The following is a 16,982-nucleotide window of genomic DNA, read 5'->3' on the forward strand; positions in this document are numbered from 1 at the left end:
AGGTGCTTTTTTTATGGGAGCAATTCGCTATACTCGCACCAAATTGATACGAAATAGGCAATCTCGGTGGAATTTGAATTCATTCGTAACACGTTGATGGGCGAGTACTACGTAAAATGTAGCATGGGACATGAGATTGTAGGGCGCTGGTTGCAAGAAGAAATTGGTAAAGATCCGATGAAGATTGCACAGGTTGAAAAGCTAATTGAGCGGTCATTTTCAGCGCCTTCTCAGGAGCATAACCTTACAGGCACGGAAATTAGCTTGATGATTCAGGGCGACGAAGTTCTTGTACAAGAAAACGCATTAGCCCATGAATATGATGTCGAGATGGAAAGTGAGTTCGACTTCTACAATGCAGAAAGTACAGCAAGTTGTGGGATAGAGGATTTCATGGCACTTATCGAACAGTGGAAAGACTTTTTGAACATTTAATGCACAGTTTTGGGTAACTTCTCTGCCGTTGCTTTAAATTTGTGAAAAGGGCGCACCGATATGGTGCGCCCTTTTTGTTTATAGATATGTAAATTGAGGTTAGTTTTTATTATTCAATAACTTAAAAACTTGGCACGTAGATTGGATTATAAGAAGTGTTTCAGGATGAAAGCTTCGGAGATAACTCAATGAAAATAATCAATGCCATTATTAAGCCGTTTAAATTAGACGATGTACGAGAAGCATTGGCTGATGTCGGTATCGAAGGGATGACAGTATCAGAAGTTAAAGGGTTCGGTCGTCAAAAAGGTCATACGGAATTGTACCGCGGTGCAGAGTATCAAGTTGATTTCCTACCAAAGGTGAAAATTGAAATCGCGACTCACGCAGACAATGTAGATCGTGTTGTTGAAGCAATTACAAAAGCTGCGCAAACCGGAAAAATCGGCGACGGTAAAATTTTTGTTTACGATCTGAACCAAGCGGTGCGTATCCGAACTGGCGAAATGGACGCAGAAGCACTTTAAGAATTCAAAGGATTGGAGATACTTATTATGGAATTAACAACAACAGTAACCGAGTTACGTTACGCACTTGACACCTTTTTCTTCCTCATTTCCGGTGCGTTGGTAATGTGGATGGCAGCAGGCTTTGCGATGCTAGAGGCTGGCCTTGTGCGCTCTAAAAACACAACAGAAATTCTTACGAAGAACATCTGTTTGTACGCCATCGCATGTACGATGTTTCTGATCGTCGGTTATAACATCATGTATGTCGATAATGGAGAAGGAGGCTGGTTACCTTCATTTGGTACGCTAATTGGTACTCAAGGTGAAGGGGCCGACCACTCTTTAGAATCTGACTTCTTCTTCCAAGTTGTCTTCGTTGCAACTGCCATGTCCGTCGTTTCTGGTGCGGTAGCTGAGCGCATGAAGCTTTGGTCTTTCTTGATTTTCTCTGCGATTTTAACTGCGTTTATCTATCCAATGGAAGGTTACTGGACATGGGGTGGAGGCTTCCTAGCAGAAGCTGGATTTAGTGACTTTGCGGGTTCTGGTATCGTACATATGGCAGGTGCTTCTGCTGCTCTTGCTGGTGTGTTACTGCTTGGCGCGCGTAAGGGTAAGTACGGTAAAAATGGTGAAATTTATCCGATTCCAGGTTCTAACATGCCTTTGGCAACGTTGGGTACTTTTATCCTTTGGTTTGGCTGGTTTGGATTTAACGGTGGTTCTCAGTTGATGGTTTCAGATTTTGAGAATGCTACAGCGGTAGGTCAGATCTTTCTAAACACTAACGCAGCTGCGGCTGCCGGTGCAATTGCGGCGCTATTCGTTTGTAAAACTACTTGGGGTAAAGCCGATTTAACGATGATTCTCAATGGCGCGCTAGCTGGCTTGGTTGCCATCACTGCAGACCCTCTATCGCCATCACCACTGTACGCGGTTGCGATTGGTGCAGTGTCGGGTGCACTAGTTGTATTCAGTATCATTGCTCTAGATAAACTTAAAATTGACGATCCAGTAGGTGCTATCTCAGTTCACGGTGTGTGTGGTTTCTTCGGCCTAATGGTAGTGCCACTGAGCAACGGTGATGCAACGTTTGGTGCACAGCTTTTAGGTGCCGTAGTTATCTTTGCTTGGGTATTTGGTGCCAGCCTAGTTGTGTGGGCAATCTTGAAAGCAACCGTTGGGATTCGCGTTACAGAAGATGAAGAAATGGAAGGTATGGACATGCATGATTGTGGTGTTGGTGCTTACCCAGAGTTTGTTACGGTGAAATAATCATTAGCTTGTAATAAATGGTTACACACTTAACACAATAAAACCTGCTCCGATGAGCAGGTTTTTTAATATTCGTCATTGTCTTCTTATTGAACATACATATAATAACGCAACTGATAAACGTTATCATTAGCATGGTAAAGGATTAAACAATGAAAAAACTGCTAACTCTTTCAGCACTAACTTGCGCTACTCTAGCTCCAACAGCAATGGCTGCTGAAGAAGTGAACGTCTACTCTTACCGTCAACCTTTCCTAGTTGAACCTATGTTCAATGAGTTCACTAAAGAAACTGGCATCAAAGTAAACGTAAAATTTGCTAAAAAAGGCTTAGCAGAAAAGCTAGCTCAAGAAGGTGAGTACAGCCCTGCTGACGTTATTCTTACGACAGACATCAGCCGTCTAGCTGAACTGACAAACAAAGGTTTAGTTCAGAAAGTCGATAGCAAAATCATTGAAGAAAACGTACCTGCTCAATACCAAGATAAAGAGAATGAGTGGTTTGCTCTAACTCTACGTTCTCGTAGCGTTTATTCATCACGTGATCGCGTAGGTAAACTAGGCGCAGATTTCAACTACGCAGACTTAGCTAAGCCAGAGTTCAAAGGTAAAATTTGTACTCGTAGCGGTAAGCACCCGTACAACGTTTCTCTAGTTTCAGCAATGATTGCTCACAATGGCGAAGCAGAAACCAAAGAGTGGTTGGAAGGCGTGAAAGCAAACCTTGCTCGCAAACCACAAGGCAACGACCGTGCACAAGTTAAAGCGATCAAAGAAGGCCTATGTGATGTTTCTCTGGGTAACAGCTACTACCTAGGTAAAATGGTTAACGACAAAGAGCAAAAGGCTTGGGCTGATGCAGTTTACATCAACTTCCCTAACCAAGAGACTACAGGCACTCACGTGAATATCTCTGGTATGGCGATGGCGAAGTACTCTCCAAACAAAGACAATGCTGTGAAGCTAATGGAATTCCTAACGGGTGACAAAGCGCAGCAAATGTACGCAGAAGTTAACTATGAGTACCCAGTTAAAGAAGGCGTGAAGCGTTCTGAGCTTGTGGAATCTTGGGGTGACTTTAAAGCAGACAAGCTTTCTCTAGACGATATTGCAGCCAACCACGAAGCGGCAATTAAGCTATTAGACGAAGTGAAATTTGACCTTTAATTCCTTGTGGGGGTATAACAGTACCCCCATTTGATTAAAGGATATGAGATGTATTTGCAACAGCATTTGTATTTCATACAGCCTTGCAGTAATTAGGCGATGAAAGATAAACACTCTTTATGGAAAACCAGTAGTGGGGTAATAACTCTGCTACTGGTTTTGCCGATCTTAGCGATCTTCTACACCGCAATTGGTGAAACGGATGATTTGTTTGCTCATTTAATGGCAACGGTCATGCCGACTTATATTTTTAACACGGTTGCGCTAACTGTTGGCGTAATGGTGCTGTCCTTAACTCTTGGTATTCCAAGCGCTTGGATAATGGCCATGTGTAAACTGCCGACCGAAAAATGGTTGCAGTGGGCATTGGTGCTACCTCTTGCAATGCCAGGTTATATCATTGGTTATATTTTTACTGATTGGTTTGATTTTGCAGGCCCGATTCAGATCTTTTTGCGTGATGTAACCGGATGGGGACCTGGCGAGTATTGGTTCCCTGACATTCGTACGCTGCCTGGTGCGACCTTTGTGTTGGCTTTGGTGTTGTATCCTTACGTGTATTTATTGTGCCGGGCTGCGTTTATGGAGCAAAATGTCTCTTTATTGCAAAGCGCGCGTTTGCTCAAGTGCTCTCCATGGGAAAGCTTTTGGCGCATCTCGATGCCGTTAGTAAGACCCTCTATCGCAGTGGGTTTATCATTGGTCGCAATGGAGACCATCGGTGACTTTGGTACGGTAAGTTACTTCGCGGTGAATACGTTAACCACAGCGGTCTACGATACTTGGTTGGGGTACTCTAATCTTAATGCGGCAGCCAAGATTTCTGCCATGATGCTCGTCATTGTAGTACTGCTTCTTAGTGCCGAACGATACAGCCGCCGTAAACAAAAGCTTTTTCAAAGCCAATTTAACAGTCACGAAGATTTTCGTTACGAGTTGACGGGCTGGAAAAAGTGGACCGCACTAGTTTGGTGCTGGGGCTTGGTTTCGGTCGCGTTTATTTTGCCGCTACTACAGCTGATTGATTATGCGATCACTTATTTTGCGCAGAGTTGGACCTCAGAGTTTCGTGAATACGCATGGAATAGCTTAGTTGTGTCTGTTATTGCTGCGATTATTGGTGTTGCTGTCGCACTGATCGTTAACTTTACCCATCGAGTCAATGGTAAACGAGAAAGCTTGGCATTTATGCGTCTTTCTTCTATGGGCTATGCAGTACCAGGAACGGTACTAGCCATCGGTGTGATGGTCGCTGTGCTGTTTATGGATCATCGTGTCAACGACGTTGCTAAAGCCATGGAGTGGGGAAGGCCGGGACTTATCTTTTCTGGTTCCATGTTCGCACTAGTATTTGCCATGGTTGTGCGCTTTTCCGCGGTAGCGATTGGTAGTATCGAAAGTAATTTAAATAAAATTTCTCCGTCGTTAGATATGGCATCGCGCACTATGGGTTGTAAGCCCAATGCCATGCTGTGGCGCGTGCACTTTCCGCTGGTTAAGCGCGGTGCACTGATTGCGGCTTTATTAGTGTTTATCGAGTCAATGAAAGAGCTCAATGCGGCTTTGTTACTTCGTCCGTTTAACTTTGAAACACTAGCCACATACGTTTATAACTTCGCCTCGGATGAGCATTTAGAATTGGCCGCTTTACCAGCGGTCCTGTTGGTTCTTGTTGGGTTGATCCCGCTTGTTGTTGTTAACCGTTCACTGGAGCAAAATCACTGATGAGCTGTGCATTATCAATTAAAAACCTAACGTGCCAATATGATGATCAAACCGTACTTGAATCATTGTCTCTTGAGGTAGAACAAGGGCAGATTGTCTGTTTGCTAGGAGCTAGTGGCTGTGGGAAAACAACACTATTAAAGGCCGTTGCGGGATTATTGCCGTTAACGTCAGGCGAAATGAGTCTAAATTGCGTCACAATTGATGATGGGGAAAACTGGTTGCCGCCAGAACAGCGTAACATAGGGATGATTTTCCAAGATTACGCACTTTTTCCTCACTTGACGGTGGCGCAAAACATTGCCTTTGGCTTAAAGCAGAGCTCGACAAAAGAGAAAAATGCTAAAGTTCAAGAAATGTTAGAACTCGTACACCTTCAAGGTTATGGCGATCGTTATCCTCACCAATTGTCTGGCGGACAGCAGCAGCGTGTTGCGATTGCTCGCTCATTGGCTTACAGCCCAGACTTATTGTTACTGGATGAACCGTTTTCTAATATTGATACGCAAGTTCGCCATGAGTTGATAAGTGAGATCCGTAAGATTTTTAAGGCCCAAGGTGTGACTGCCATTTTTGTTACGCATAGCCGTGAAGAGGCTTTTGCTTTCGCCGATAAAATGGCAGTGATGAACAATGGAGTCATCGAGCAATATGGCACAGCATCTGAGCTTTACTACCAGCCTTCAAGTAAATTTGTCGCTGATTTCTTAGGTGGTGGCAGCTACCTTGCTGCTAAACGGGTTTCGAATTCAGAATATGAAACCCACTTGGGCGTGGTTGAAGCCACGGCTCAACAAGATATTCCAGTACAGGCGGAGTGCTCTTTACTGCTAAGACCGCAGCATGTGCAAATTCAATCCGATGAAGATAGTTCGGTAACCGTATTGGAACAGCATTTTATGGGTGATCACTGCCGTTATGTGATTAACGCGAATGGTGACCGTTTGTTAGCTACAGCTTCGCAAGCATTAAATATAGGTGAGTCCGTCGCGGTGAAAATTGAAACGCAAGGCGTCCTGGCATTTGCTTAACGCTCCTGAGTATCTTTGCTATCTCGTTTACGACTTTCCAACATACAATAAAAAAGCCCGGCAGTGGAGCCGGGCAAGTGCTCTTCTCCTGTTGATGAGCGCCTTTTCAGACAGCGTTGACTCTCATCATAGTGCTCGAAGCGGGCACAAGGTTCAGTTATAAAGACAAGAAGTCTTTAAACTGTTGAAGAACACGTTCCGCAGTGTCCTTATCTTGCATCTCTGCAAAAATTCGTAGCAGTGGCTCAGTGCCAGAGAAGCGAGCGATGATCCAACCGCCGTTTTTGAAGTAGACTTTCGCGCCATCTTCATAGCTGACTTTTTCGATTTCAAACTCAAACTCAGGCAACTGTTTTTCAACATAAATTTTGTTGAACAGAACGTCCTTTTGCGCTGGTTTGAACTTACAATCGCCTTCTGCCATGTAGGCATAGCCGTACTTGCCGTAGATTTCATCCAGCAACTCAGACAGCTTCTTGCCGGTTACTGAAATCATTTCTACCAATAGGCTTGATGCGAATACGCCGTCTTTACCTTTGATGTGGCCGCGAATGGTTAGGCCGCCAGAACTTTCGCCGCCAATCAGCGAATCGTCAGCTTCCATTTGAGAACTGATGTGCTTAAATCCTACAGGAACCTCAAAGCATTTTTCACCATGATCTTCTGCGACTTTATCTAACAGATGAGTGGTTGCGATGTTACGTACTACTGACCCTGTCCAGCCTTTGTATTCAAGTAGGTAGTAGTAAAGCAGCAGTAGTACTTCATTTGGATGAATGAAGTTACCTTTCTCGTCGATAATACCAAGGCGGTCTGCGTCGCCATCGGTACCAATACCAATGTCGTAGCCTTCTTGTTCTACAAGGTGCATCAAGCGGTAAAGCGTTGCTGCACTTGGTGATGGCATTAAGCCACCGAAATCTGGGTTTTTGCCGTCGTTGATTACGTCGACTTCACAACGACCGTTGATCAATACGGTCTGTAGCGCGTTTTTCGCAACACCAAACATTGGGTCGATCAAAACACGTAAATTCGCCTTCTTGATCGCTTCGATGTCGATAAAGTCGATGATTGAGTCAACGAATTCGTTCATCGGATTGATGATTTCAATCAGCTTATCTTCAACCGCTTGTTCAAAGTCGACGCTTTTTACATCTTGCGCAGTGAGCGCGTCTATTTGTGATTCGATTTTTTGGGTGATGATTTCATCTGCGTCACGACCGCCTTCAATGAAGACTTTAATGCCGTTGTAATCGGCAGGGTTGTGTGATGCGGTAATACATGCCGAGTATGCGCAGCCCATTTCTTTCGCTTTAAACATTACGATAGGTGTTGGGACAAATTTGTCGATAAAGCTAACCACAATGCCGTTTGCTGCTAGAACTTCAGCGAACCAACGACCTGCTTTATCGGAAAGAAAACGACGGTCATAGCCAATCACAAAGCCGCGATCAGCAACCGATTCGTTATTCGTGATGTTTGCAACTGCTTGAGCGACCAAACGTACATTATCTTTGGTGAACTCCTCACCGATAAATGCACGCCAACCGCCTGTACCAAATTTGATCATGATTCGATCCTCGATAAGAGCGGCATCCCACCGCCTCTTAAATCTTTGCTAGCGAACCGATGCACTTGTAAAACATAAATGCACCGGATAAATCAAAAGGGGAGAAGGACTCCCCCAAAAGATGATTAACCTAGAGTAACGATAACTTCGTTTACTGAACCTTCCGCTTGAACTGGGACAGAGGCACCATTCACTGCTTCACCGTTCACAGTAATCGACTTAACGCCTTTGCTTACTGAGTCTGGGTTAACGACTTTGATGTTGTACGTTGCACCTAGCCATTGACGAGTCACTTCGAAACCAGGCCAGTTCGTTGGGATACATGGATCGATAGTTAGGCCATCGAAGCCTGTACGCACACCAAGGATAAAGTTGGTAACAGCGAAGTAAGCCCAGCCTGACGTACCTGTTAACCATGGGTGGTTTGCACGACCGTGGTCTTGGTGGTCACGACCCATGATGAACTGTACGTATGAGTAAGGTTCTGCAATACGTTTTTCGATGATGTCGTTCTGGTTGTATGGGTTAAGTGCATCGTAGAACTTCATTGCACGATCACCACGACCCAGTTTCGCTTCAGCTACCCAAGCCCATGGATTTGGATGCGAGAAGATCGCACCGTTCTCTTTTACGCCTTGGTAAACACGAGTTACGAAGCCGATATCATCATTCGGTGTTGCAAAAGATGGTGAGTTTAGGTGGAGGCCGTATTCAGAGAATAGGTTCTCATCGACAGCGTCCATCGCTTTTTCGCCGCGCTCTTGAGATACCGCTCCGGAAAGTACCGCAAGCGTGTTTGACTCGAGGTGTACTCGGCCTTCCGCTTGTTGCGCAGTACCGATCTTGTCGCCATTCTTCGTCAGACCACGGATGTACCAACCGCCTTCGTCATCCCAAAGGTGGGTTTCACAAGCTTCACGCACGTTTGCTGCCATTTCCGTGTATTTCTCTACGTCGGCTTCTTTGCCTAGGTATTTCGCTAGGTCGATGAACTCCTGCAGTGCCCAGAAATGTAGGAACGACACCATTGAAGATTCGCCACCACCTAGGTTCAGACAGTCGTTCCAGTCTGCACGCAGACCTTTACAGATACCGGTTTGACCGACGTACTCCGCCGAGAAGTCTAGCGCGGCTTTCATGTGGTCATAAACCGTTGCATCGCCACCGTCGGCGTAAGGGATCACTTCGTCGAAGAAGCTGTGCTCACCGGTTTCCATCACGTACTTACAGATGGTTGGAACTAGCCATAGATGGTCATCGGAACAAGTGTCTTCGATGCCGTGAATCTTGTCTTCATCAGACGGTGTTGGAACCACGGTTGGGGATTTCGATGGTTTAACATCCGCTTTTTCTGGATCAAACCAATCTGGATCGAATAGGTGTAGACCGTAGCCCGCTTTTACTTGGCCGCGCAGTAGGTCAACGATACGTTTGCGCGTCATTGCTGGGTTAGCGTGAGGAACTGAGATTGCATCTTGCGCTGTATCGCGGTAACCAAGACCAGTACGGCCTCCCACTTCGATGAATGAAGCAAAGCGAGACCACACCACACAAGTTTCTGCTTGGTACAGTGTCCAAGCGTTGATCATGGTATCTAGACCTTCGTTTGGTGATTTCACTTGGAACTTGCCACAGCGTTCATCCCAGTGTGCTTTGATACCCGCAAATGCATTGTCGACTTCTGCAAAGTCTTGGTACTTAGCACGTAGACGGTCACCATTGCCTTTACCGATACCTAGAATGTAAGCAAAGCGAACTTCTTCACCCGGCTGGATAGTGAATTGCTTGTGCAGAGAGCCACAGTGGTTGTAACACGTTTGTGCTGTGTTGAAACACTTACCTTGTTCTACCGCTAGCGGGTTTGCTTCGTCACGGTATAGGCCAAGGAAGCTGTCACGTTGACCGTCGTATGAATCTGGATCAAATGTTGAAGCTAGGTAGTAGAAACCTTCGAAATCATTCGTGTTGTAGTACAGGTCGTACTCAATCACGCCTTCATTGTAAGCCGTACCTGCTGAATACAGAGACATCTGATGGTTTTGGTTATCAGATTGAATGTGGCTGAATGAGAACTCAACAAATGAGAATGCGCTGATCGTGCGTGGTTTGTCAGAGGTGTTTTTAATCACTACATCCCAGATTTCAGCGTCTTCGCCTTTTGGCACGAACAGAGTTTTTGTTGCGGTAATACCGCTGTATTCACATTTGAACTTAGAGTAAGACAAGCCGTGACGAACTTCGTAGTTTGCTTCGTCTAGGCTCTTCGCAACTGGTTGCCAAGAGATTGACCAGTAATCACCTGTCTCATCATCACGCAAGTAAACGTAGTGTCCTGGGCGATCGAATGTCGCATTTGGACGGAATTTAGTAACACGGTTGTATTCTGGAGAGTTGTAGAACGAGTAGCCACCCGCGTTGTGCGAGATAACCGTACAGAACTTCTCAGTACCTAGGTAGTTGGTCCATGGTGCTGGTACGTCAGGGCGAGTGATGACGTATTCGCGATTCTCGTTATCGAAATAGCCGTATTTCATTTGTGTCTTTCCTTTTTACGAAGCTGCATCAGCAGCCAAAATTTAAAAACTGTTTAAGCGTGATGTTTCGACATCAGTTTTGTATTACTTCCACGGTTTACGGTAATTCACTCCCTGCAAATCAAGCAGAGGTAGATGGCCTTTCAAGCGTGATAAATAGTCGGTCCAATCTCGGTGTTGTTTGTCTGTCCAACATGCTTCTGCCATTGCAGTTAAACGAGGGAAGATCATGTAGTCCATGCGAGGTTGGTTATTGATAATTTCGCACCATAATGCTGTTTGAATGCCCCAAATGCGCTTACGTATTGGGTCGTCAGCAGGCACTTCAGCGAGCGGCTCGTAGTTGTAAGCTTTTTCTAGTGGCAGTGGGTTTGCCCAGTCCACGCCCGGTTCTTCAGGTGCGTAGTCTTGGGTCATATCTAGGTAAGTGGTTTGTGCTGGTTGCAGCACCACATCAAAGCCTTGGCGAGCACAGTTCAATGCCGCTTCTTCGCTTAGCCATGAGTAGATCACCGTATCTTTACTGACTTTGTCGCCGTGTTGAGCTTCTTCCCAGCCCAGCATGCGTTTGCCCAATTTACGAAGTTTGTCTTCGGCATAACGCAAGAAGTGTCCTTGCAAATCTTTGTAGTCGCTGTAACACAGTTGTTCCATTAGTGCTTGGCATGCTGGGCTTTTTGACCATACGCCGTTAGGTACTTCGTCGGCACCAATATGAACGTAAGGCGCAGGAAAAAGCGCAGAGACCTCTTCTAGCACTTTGTCGATAAATTCATAACTCCCCGGCAGAGCAGGGTTAATGACGTTGTCGTTGTAATGCTGAATACTGCGGTATTCGGTGGTATCTTCCGCTTCTACCAATAGGTGTGGTAACGACTTGATGGCGGCTCGGCAATGACCAGGTACATCAATTTCAGGAATGATGGTGATGCCGCGTTGCGATGCAAATTCGATAACGTCTTTGATGTCTTCTTGTGTGTAGAAGCCGCCGTAACGTTCATCAAAGTGCGTGTACTGTGGTTCATTGATCTCATCCAATCCGCGCCAAGCACCAATATCGGTCAGTTGAGGCAGTGATTTGATTTCAATTCGCCAACCCTCATCGTCGGTAAGATGCCAATGGAACGTATTGAACTTGTAATGAGCCAGTTGGTTGATCAAGCGTTTGACTTGCTCAACGGAGTGAAAATGACGAGCACAATCCAGCATCATACCGCGGTAACGAAAACGTGGCCTGTCTTTGATTGAACAGCAAACTACTTCCATTGAGTTAGGTTGATCGCCAACTTTGATTAGTTGTAATAACGTTGCACAAGCATGGGTAAAACCAGACGAAGATCCTGCTTCAATTTTGATTGACTCTTCGGCTACTTTCAGTTTGTAAGCGCCTTCATCCAAGGTTGGGTTGCCTTTGAAGATGATCTGACTGCCATTGTCTGATGCGAACTCAAATTGGTGAATGCGCTTAAGCTCTTCAAGTAGCCATTCTTTAGCTGAATTGGCCAGGCTTGAATAAACCGCGACGCCAGCATGATGATCAAAGCTAAAATAGTGATCGCTGACCTCAATATGGTTTGGTTTTGGCAGCAAGGGCTGTGCATGGATTAAACTTGCCGGAATCTCACTGCGTTCACGGTATGGTGAAGCTAATACGATAGGCGTGACATCCACTTGTGCGCGCTGTGGGTTTCCATCAACGACAAAGTTGATCATCGCTTCGTTAAAGCCATCCGAGTAATAACGGAATGGGTTCGAACCAATACTGAATTCACAGTAATAGTGATGGTTGGCAGCCAGTACCACCCCTTCTGGTTTAAGTGTGCAAAAACTACCAATTTGAGTCAGTTGACCATTTGAAACGCTGTTTGGAAGAATGTAACGATCGAAAGCGAAAGTTAAGCTCCAGCTGTTTAGGTCTTGGTCGCTCAAGTTATGAAAGGTGAGGCCAAAGCGGCAGTTTTGTTTCTGCTCAGAAAGGACTACGAGATCAACACGATATTCCATATCTACTCCTACGCCGCACTGAGCGAGTAAAGGTTATGTTCTGGTTTGCCAGCAAACATAATTGCGCCTTCAATCGCGTCAAACTGTGGCTCAACAATCCATTGCTGAACTGGTGGTGAAAGCCAACGTACAATGCGTTCAGCTATGCTGCCCATTAAACAAATACGTGTTGCGCCGCGCTTGTTTAATGCCACGAGAAACATTTCTATATCCGCTGCGGTTTGCTTCAGCATTTCAATGGCCAGTGCATCGCCTTGTTCCGCATGTTGGAAAATAGCCGGAGAAAACTGCCCATAATCACGAGGAAGCGCCTGTTTTGACCACGCCACCACGTTGTCGACCTCATTTTCGAAATGCGTCATAACGTGTTGTGCTAGGGGCGTTTTTTCTCTGATGCCATCTTCAGCTAACAAAACTTGCTGAACTAGGCGTAGCCCCATCACTGCGCCGCCACCTTGATCCGAAATAGGGAACTCACGACCACCGACAACATGTTGCTCCAATCCGTTAAGGTAGATGCCACAAGAACCGGTTCCCGCAATCATGATTGCGCCATCTTCGCCATTGTGCGCACCAACGCACGCACCGTAAGCATCGGTATTCAGAGTCATACTGGCAAATGGATGAGGAAGAGACATGAAGGCTTGCCAAGATGCTTTGTGCTCTGCGCCAGCAAGGGCTAAGCCGACGTGCATCGACGCGAAATCTTGTTGTGTCAGACCGCCTTGCTCGGTAGCCGAAGTGATGGATTCAAGAATCGAAGCCATTGCTATTTCAGCACCTAGCATGATGTTGGCACTGCCGCTTTTGGCCTCGCCAAGAAAATTACCTTGTGAATCTTTAATCCTGGCTCGACATGACGTGCCGCCACCATCGATACCGACAAAATACATTCCCATGATTATTCTTCCTTCATATTTTTAGAGGTCGCCAACTGAGAAACATGCTGAGCTTGACTCATTATCGCGAGTAAGTACCAAGCGCCATGCGGGATCCATTGTTCGCCCCAGCGCCAGTTTTGTAACACGTCTTCTTTTTGTGCTGGTGGGTTAAATGCAATGTCTTCCTCGTCTTCAAAGCCGCCAGTGATTCCGTTACACACGCCACCTTTTGCGTTGAAGAAACCATATTGAGGGAGGTAATCAGGGTTGTTACGACCATGGCCATCTAGCATGCACATGTCGTATGGGTTTAAGCCTACAACCCAGTTCAATGCATCTTGAGCAAACACAGAAAGTTGTTGCTGTACTTCTTGCGACGCTATATGCGGTTGAGCAAGGTACGCCATGGTCGCGAGTGAGCCCAGTCGAGCATTCTCGCCTTGCCACCAATAGCCAGATTCATTGTTGTGTGCGACAAAAAATGCCTCGCGTTTTGACTCATTTACGCCTTTAACATATTGGCGAGGGTAACCGAATGGGTTGATCACTTTATTCGATATTGTGATCTCAAACTCACACGCTAGGTTGACGATACGTTTTACCGATTCCGCTCGTGCTGAGTCGTCTTCAATTAATAGATATTCGCATAGGGCAATAACTGGTAGGCCAGCTTCGGCTGCGTGAAAATATGGACGGCTGCCGTCTTGGTTTGCTGACCAAAAGTGTTGAATCTGTTCGTCGCTCATTTGGCGTGCAACTAAACGTTGCGCCCAGAAACGGCTCTCTTCCAAGTAGCGAGTTTCTTTGGTTGCTTTAAACAGTTCTACACAAGCCAGTAGCGCACAGTATTCGTCGATAATGTTTTCTTCCCCATCATTGAGGTACTGCGTATTGTGCTCTTTTAAGTGCCAGTAACCATTTTCGGCAGCGTTGCGGTATTTTTGTTGATCGTATTCACCGTGAACACTTAAACGCGACGCTGCCGCTAGCGCTGCAATGGCGACACCGCCACCTTGTCGAAAGCCTGCTTGATAGTCGTCAAATTTGTGACCAAGTTGAGTTTCGTACGCGCAAATCTCGCGTTGCGCAGTATCTTTGCTCCACTTGTCAAAGACCGTCATGTAGAAAAAGCCTTTTTCGTTTTGCATACGCACAAGAAAGTCTGCACCGAACAGGGCTTCTTCAATCAGACGTGTACGTGTGAAAGCTGCAATGTCTTCGCTTCCTTCAAGCAATGAAACCCCTTTTAGGATGTTCCAAACCACCATTGGGGTTTGTTGAGGATTCAAATAATTCGCGTATGAAAGGTGACTTAAATACTTGCTAACGTCTCCTGATGCGTCGTACCAGCCGCCGTGTACATCAACCTTTTTATTGGAGTTTAGTACTGGAAGTTGTCGATCTTGTTGATCGAAGATCCCGCCGCAACGTTGCGATTTGAAGTAGTGGATCACATCTGACAAAGTTTGATCCAACAGAATGTGTTCGCCAACGATGAAAGAGGAAGAGCGCTTATCTTCTACTTGCAAGAAATAGTCACCTGACGTTGTGAAAGAGGAAAAGTCGATGAGGTAGAAATAGCCCTGATGCCAGTTCGCCACTTTACCTTGTTCTTCAACCGCAAAAGTTGCCACGGTTTGCTCGCTAGTGGCACAAATCAATTGAGCAGTGTAAGAAGACAAGTGTGGTTGTTCGGTCTGGATAATGGCTTTCTTTGGGCCCAGACGTTCATAACCAATGTGGTTAGTCAGTAGCAGCATTCAATGTCTCCGGGAAACGATAAAAACAGGAATGGGCCAGGCTGAACCTGACCCTCGTTATGATTAATCTTCAAATAAGTAACAGCGGACAAAGTGGTTGTCGGACAGTTGAGTGACGCCCGGTAGTCGTTCGCGACATTTGTCGGTAGCGTGTACACAACGTCCAGCAAATGGACAGCCGACAGATTCTGGTGTCCAAAGTGGGATTTCCCCTTTGTTGCCTTTCAGTTTCTCGTGAATAGACTTCGATGGATCTGGAACCGCAGATACCAACAGTTGCGTATATGGGTGTTGAGGATCGTGAATGATTTCTTCAGTATCGCCCCATTCAACCATGTGACCTACGTACATGACCGCGAGATCTTCAGCAATGTAACGCGCTGTTGCGATGTCGTGAGTGATGTAAAGCAGAGACATTTGTTTCTCGAACTTCATCTCTTCCATCAAGTTCAGAACACCGGCACGGATTGATACATCGAGCATCGATGTTGGCTCATCCGCCAATACCACTTCTGCACCAACTGCGATGTTACGAGCTAGGTTTACACGTTGACGCTGACCGCCAGATAGCTGGTGCGGGAACTTTTGCGCCGTTTCTTTTGGTGGAATAAGACCAACTTGTTCAAGTAGGTCGTACACACGCTCTTCCAGTTCTTTCTTGTTGCCCGGTGCTACTTTCTTATGAATCAGCAGCGGGCGCGCAATATGGTGGAAGATATTGTGCGTTGGGTTTAGCGAGCCAAACGGGTCTTGCCACACCATTTGTACACCTTCACGGTAGGTCATTAAATCGTGACGAGAGGTGATGTCTTGGATATCACGACCTTTGTATTCAATGATGCCATCGGTTGGTGCGTACATTTTTGCAATCATTTTTGCAGTAGTAGACTTACCTGAACCAGATTCACCTACCACTGACAAGCCGCGGCTCTTGTACATTTTGAAAGAGACGTCGTTGATTGCGCGCATCTTAGATTGTTTGATTGAGTTACTGTTTAAAGGGAAGTCCTTAACGACATTTTTACCCTCAATCAGCAGTTCGCCGAATTGTTTGCTCATAATTCTCTCCAGTGTAATTTTTGTTCTTAGCTAGCGTTTTTTTGTTGTTAAACCTTAGCTTGAGCAATGGTGTCGCCGTACAAATGGCAATTTGAGAGGCGACCTGGTTCAATTTGACGTAATTGGGTTGGTACACGTGTACATGCTTCATGTACGCGATCGCAACGAGCTTGGAAGCGGCAGCCCCGTGGTACTTCTAGCAAGTTCAACGGGTTACCTGGAATACCAGTCAATTTGGTCTTTGGTCCAGTTAGTGGAGGGAAAGAGCTACCCAAACCTTTGGTGTAAGGGTGGTAAGGACTTTCCAGAATTTGCTTAGAAGGCGCGACTTCAATCAACTCACCTGAGTACATGATGCCGATACGATCCGAGAACTCGACCATCAATGACAAGTCATGTGTGATGAACAGAATTGAGAAACCAAACTCTTCTTTAAGCGCGTAAATTTTTTGTAGAATTTCACGTTGAACCACTACATCCAATGCGGTAGTCGGTTCGTCCATGATGATCATTTTTGGGTTCAGAGCCAAAGCGATTGCGATTACTAGACGTTGACGCATACCACCAGAGAACTGGTGCGGGTAATCACTCAATCGGCTAGGGTGGATATCAACGATTTCCAGCAGACCTTCAGCGCGTGTTTTTGCTTGAGCGCGAGTCATATTGGTATGACGCATGATGACGTCACAGAACTGCTCTTCCATGGTTAGAACAGGGTTCAAAGCGTTCATCGCACTCTGGAATACCATCGACATTTCACTCCAGCGGAACGCTTGCATGCGATCATCGCTGTACTGAAGGATATCTTCACCGTTGAAGATAACCTCACCACCTGTGATAAACGCTGGTGGCTTATGAAGGCGCATTAGTGAGAAGGCAACAGTGGATTTGCCACAGCCAGATTCACCAGCCAGACCGAATACTTCACCTGGTGCAATGTCGAAGCTCACGTTGTTACAGGCGCGGACATCGCCCGCGTCTGTGATGTAGTCTACGCATAGGTTACGGATGGAAATTAGTGGTGCAGTCATGA

Annotated in this window: 13 protein-coding genes; 6 read left to right on the forward strand and 7 right to left on the reverse strand. The window is 46.0% G+C overall.

Going from position 1 to position 16,982, the window contains the following annotated elements; genetic code table 11:
* Window positions 1-66 precede the first annotated feature (66 nt).
* The 6 genes from R7Z47_RS11165 (at window position 67) to R7Z47_RS11190 (ending at window position 6,141) form a co-directional block, all read left to right on the forward strand.
* Window positions 67-435 carry a YacL family protein gene (locus R7Z47_RS11165; RefSeq protein ID WP_017635908.1) on the forward strand — a complete coding sequence of 123 codons (369 nt, stop codon included), beginning with the start codon at window positions 67-69 and terminating at the stop codon, window positions 433-435.
* 188 nt (window positions 436-623) lie between these two features.
* The gene (locus tag R7Z47_RS11170; protein ID WP_005386570.1) at window positions 624-962 is read left to right on the forward strand and encodes a P-II family nitrogen regulator; all 339 of its coding nucleotides are present in this window, start codon (window positions 624-626) and stop codon (window positions 960-962) included.
* A gap of 27 nt (window positions 963-989) precedes the next feature.
* Window positions 990-2,219: an ammonium transporter gene (locus R7Z47_RS11175; RefSeq protein ID WP_005386568.1), complete on the forward strand. Its 1,230-nt coding sequence runs from the start codon at window positions 990-992 to the stop codon at window positions 2,217-2,219.
* Between the two features lie 152 nt (window positions 2,220-2,371).
* On the forward strand, window positions 2,372-3,385 hold the full coding sequence (locus tag R7Z47_RS11180; protein ID WP_005386566.1) for a Fe(3+) ABC transporter substrate-binding protein: 1,014 nt from the start codon (window positions 2,372-2,374) through the stop codon (window positions 3,383-3,385).
* 99 nt (window positions 3,386-3,484) lie between these two features.
* Entirely contained in the window at window positions 3,485-5,110 is a 1,626-nt protein-coding gene (locus R7Z47_RS11185) for an ABC transporter permease (protein WP_132936919.1), read from the forward strand.
* A complete protein-coding gene (locus tag R7Z47_RS11190; protein ID WP_017820405.1) occupies window positions 5,110-6,141 on the forward strand; it encodes an ABC transporter ATP-binding protein in 1,032 nt (343 codons plus the stop codon). Before R7Z47_RS11185 ends, R7Z47_RS11190 begins: the two co-directional genes overlap by 1 nt.
* 157 nt (window positions 6,142-6,298) lie before the next feature.
* Here the strand turns inward: R7Z47_RS11190 and R7Z47_RS11195 are convergent, their stop codons facing one another.
* The 7 genes from R7Z47_RS11195 to R7Z47_RS11225 all read right to left on the reverse strand — a co-directional run bounded on the left by R7Z47_RS11195 (window position 6,299) and on the right by R7Z47_RS11225 (window position 16,980).
* A complete protein-coding gene (locus tag R7Z47_RS11195) occupies window positions 6,299-7,711 on the reverse strand; it encodes a phosphoglucomutase/phosphomannomutase family protein (RefSeq protein WP_213917219.1) in 1,413 nt (470 codons plus the stop codon).
* A 125-nt stretch (window positions 7,712-7,836) separates the two neighbouring features.
* Window positions 7,837-10,245, reverse strand: a complete 2,409-nt coding sequence (locus R7Z47_RS11200) for a GH36-type glycosyl hydrolase domain-containing protein (RefSeq protein ID WP_158174148.1) — start codon at window positions 10,243-10,245, stop codon at window positions 7,837-7,839.
* Between the two features lie 84 nt (window positions 10,246-10,329).
* Window positions 10,330-12,249, reverse strand: coding sequence for a beta-N-acetylhexosaminidase (locus tag R7Z47_RS11205; RefSeq protein WP_318130068.1), 1,920 nt, complete (start codon window positions 12,247-12,249; stop codon window positions 10,330-10,332).
* Between the two features lie 8 nt (window positions 12,250-12,257).
* On the reverse strand, window positions 12,258-13,148 hold the full coding sequence (locus R7Z47_RS11210; RefSeq protein ID WP_005380046.1) for an N-acetylglucosamine kinase: 891 nt from the start codon (window positions 13,146-13,148) through the stop codon (window positions 12,258-12,260).
* A gap of 2 nt (window positions 13,149-13,150) precedes the next feature.
* Window positions 13,151-14,890: a glycoside hydrolase family 9 protein gene (locus R7Z47_RS11215; RefSeq protein WP_158174146.1), complete on the reverse strand. Its 1,740-nt coding sequence runs from the start codon at window positions 14,888-14,890 to the stop codon at window positions 13,151-13,153.
* 63 nt (window positions 14,891-14,953) lie between these two features.
* Entirely contained in the window at window positions 14,954-15,949 is a 996-nt protein-coding gene (locus tag R7Z47_RS11220; RefSeq protein ID WP_005380041.1) for an ABC transporter ATP-binding protein, read from the reverse strand.
* 47 nt (window positions 15,950-15,996) lie between these two features.
* Window positions 15,997-16,980, reverse strand: coding sequence for an ABC transporter ATP-binding protein (locus R7Z47_RS11225; protein WP_005380040.1), 984 nt, complete (start codon window positions 16,978-16,980; stop codon window positions 15,997-15,999).
* Window positions 16,981-16,982: the final 2 nt, after the last annotated feature.

Origin of the sequence: Vibrio sp. 1641 (assembly GCF_033339995.1) — a bacterium.
Classification (GTDB): domain Bacteria; phylum Pseudomonadota; class Gammaproteobacteria; order Enterobacterales; family Vibrionaceae; genus Vibrio; species Vibrio alginolyticus.

Coding starts and splice junctions, on each gene's coding strand:
- R7Z47_RS11205 (WP_318130068.1), bottom strand. CDS start 12,249: ATGGAATATCGTGTTGATCTCGTAGTCCTTTCTGAGCAGAAACAAAAC.
- R7Z47_RS11170 (WP_005386570.1), top strand. CDS start 624: ATGAAAATAATCAATGCCATTATTAAGCCGTTTAAATTAGACGATGTA.
- R7Z47_RS11175 (WP_005386568.1), top strand. CDS start 990: ATGGAATTAACAACAACAGTAACCGAGTTACGTTACGCACTTGACACC.
- R7Z47_RS11195 (WP_213917219.1), bottom strand. CDS start 7,711: ATGATCAAATTTGGTACAGGCGGTTGGCGTGCATTTATCGGTGAGGAG.
- R7Z47_RS11200 (WP_158174148.1), bottom strand. CDS start 10,245: ATGAAATACGGCTATTTCGATAACGAGAATCGCGAATACGTCATCACT.
- R7Z47_RS11180 (WP_005386566.1), top strand. CDS start 2,372: ATGAAAAAACTGCTAACTCTTTCAGCACTAACTTGCGCTACTCTAGCT.
- R7Z47_RS11215 (WP_158174146.1), bottom strand. CDS start 14,890: ATGCTGCTACTGACTAACCACATTGGTTATGAACGTCTGGGCCCAAAG.
- R7Z47_RS11210 (WP_005380046.1), bottom strand. CDS start 13,148: ATGGGAATGTATTTTGTCGGTATCGATGGTGGCGGCACGTCATGTCGA.
- R7Z47_RS11190 (WP_017820405.1), top strand. CDS start 5,110: ATGAGCTGTGCATTATCAATTAAAAACCTAACGTGCCAATATGATGAT.
- R7Z47_RS11225 (WP_005380040.1), bottom strand. CDS start 16,980: ATGACTGCACCACTAATTTCCATCCGTAACCTATGCGTAGACTACATC.
- R7Z47_RS11220 (WP_005380041.1), bottom strand. CDS start 15,949: ATGAGCAAACAATTCGGCGAACTGCTGATTGAGGGTAAAAATGTCGTT.
- R7Z47_RS11185 (WP_132936919.1), top strand. CDS start 3,485: ATGAAAGATAAACACTCTTTATGGAAAACCAGTAGTGGGGTAATAACT.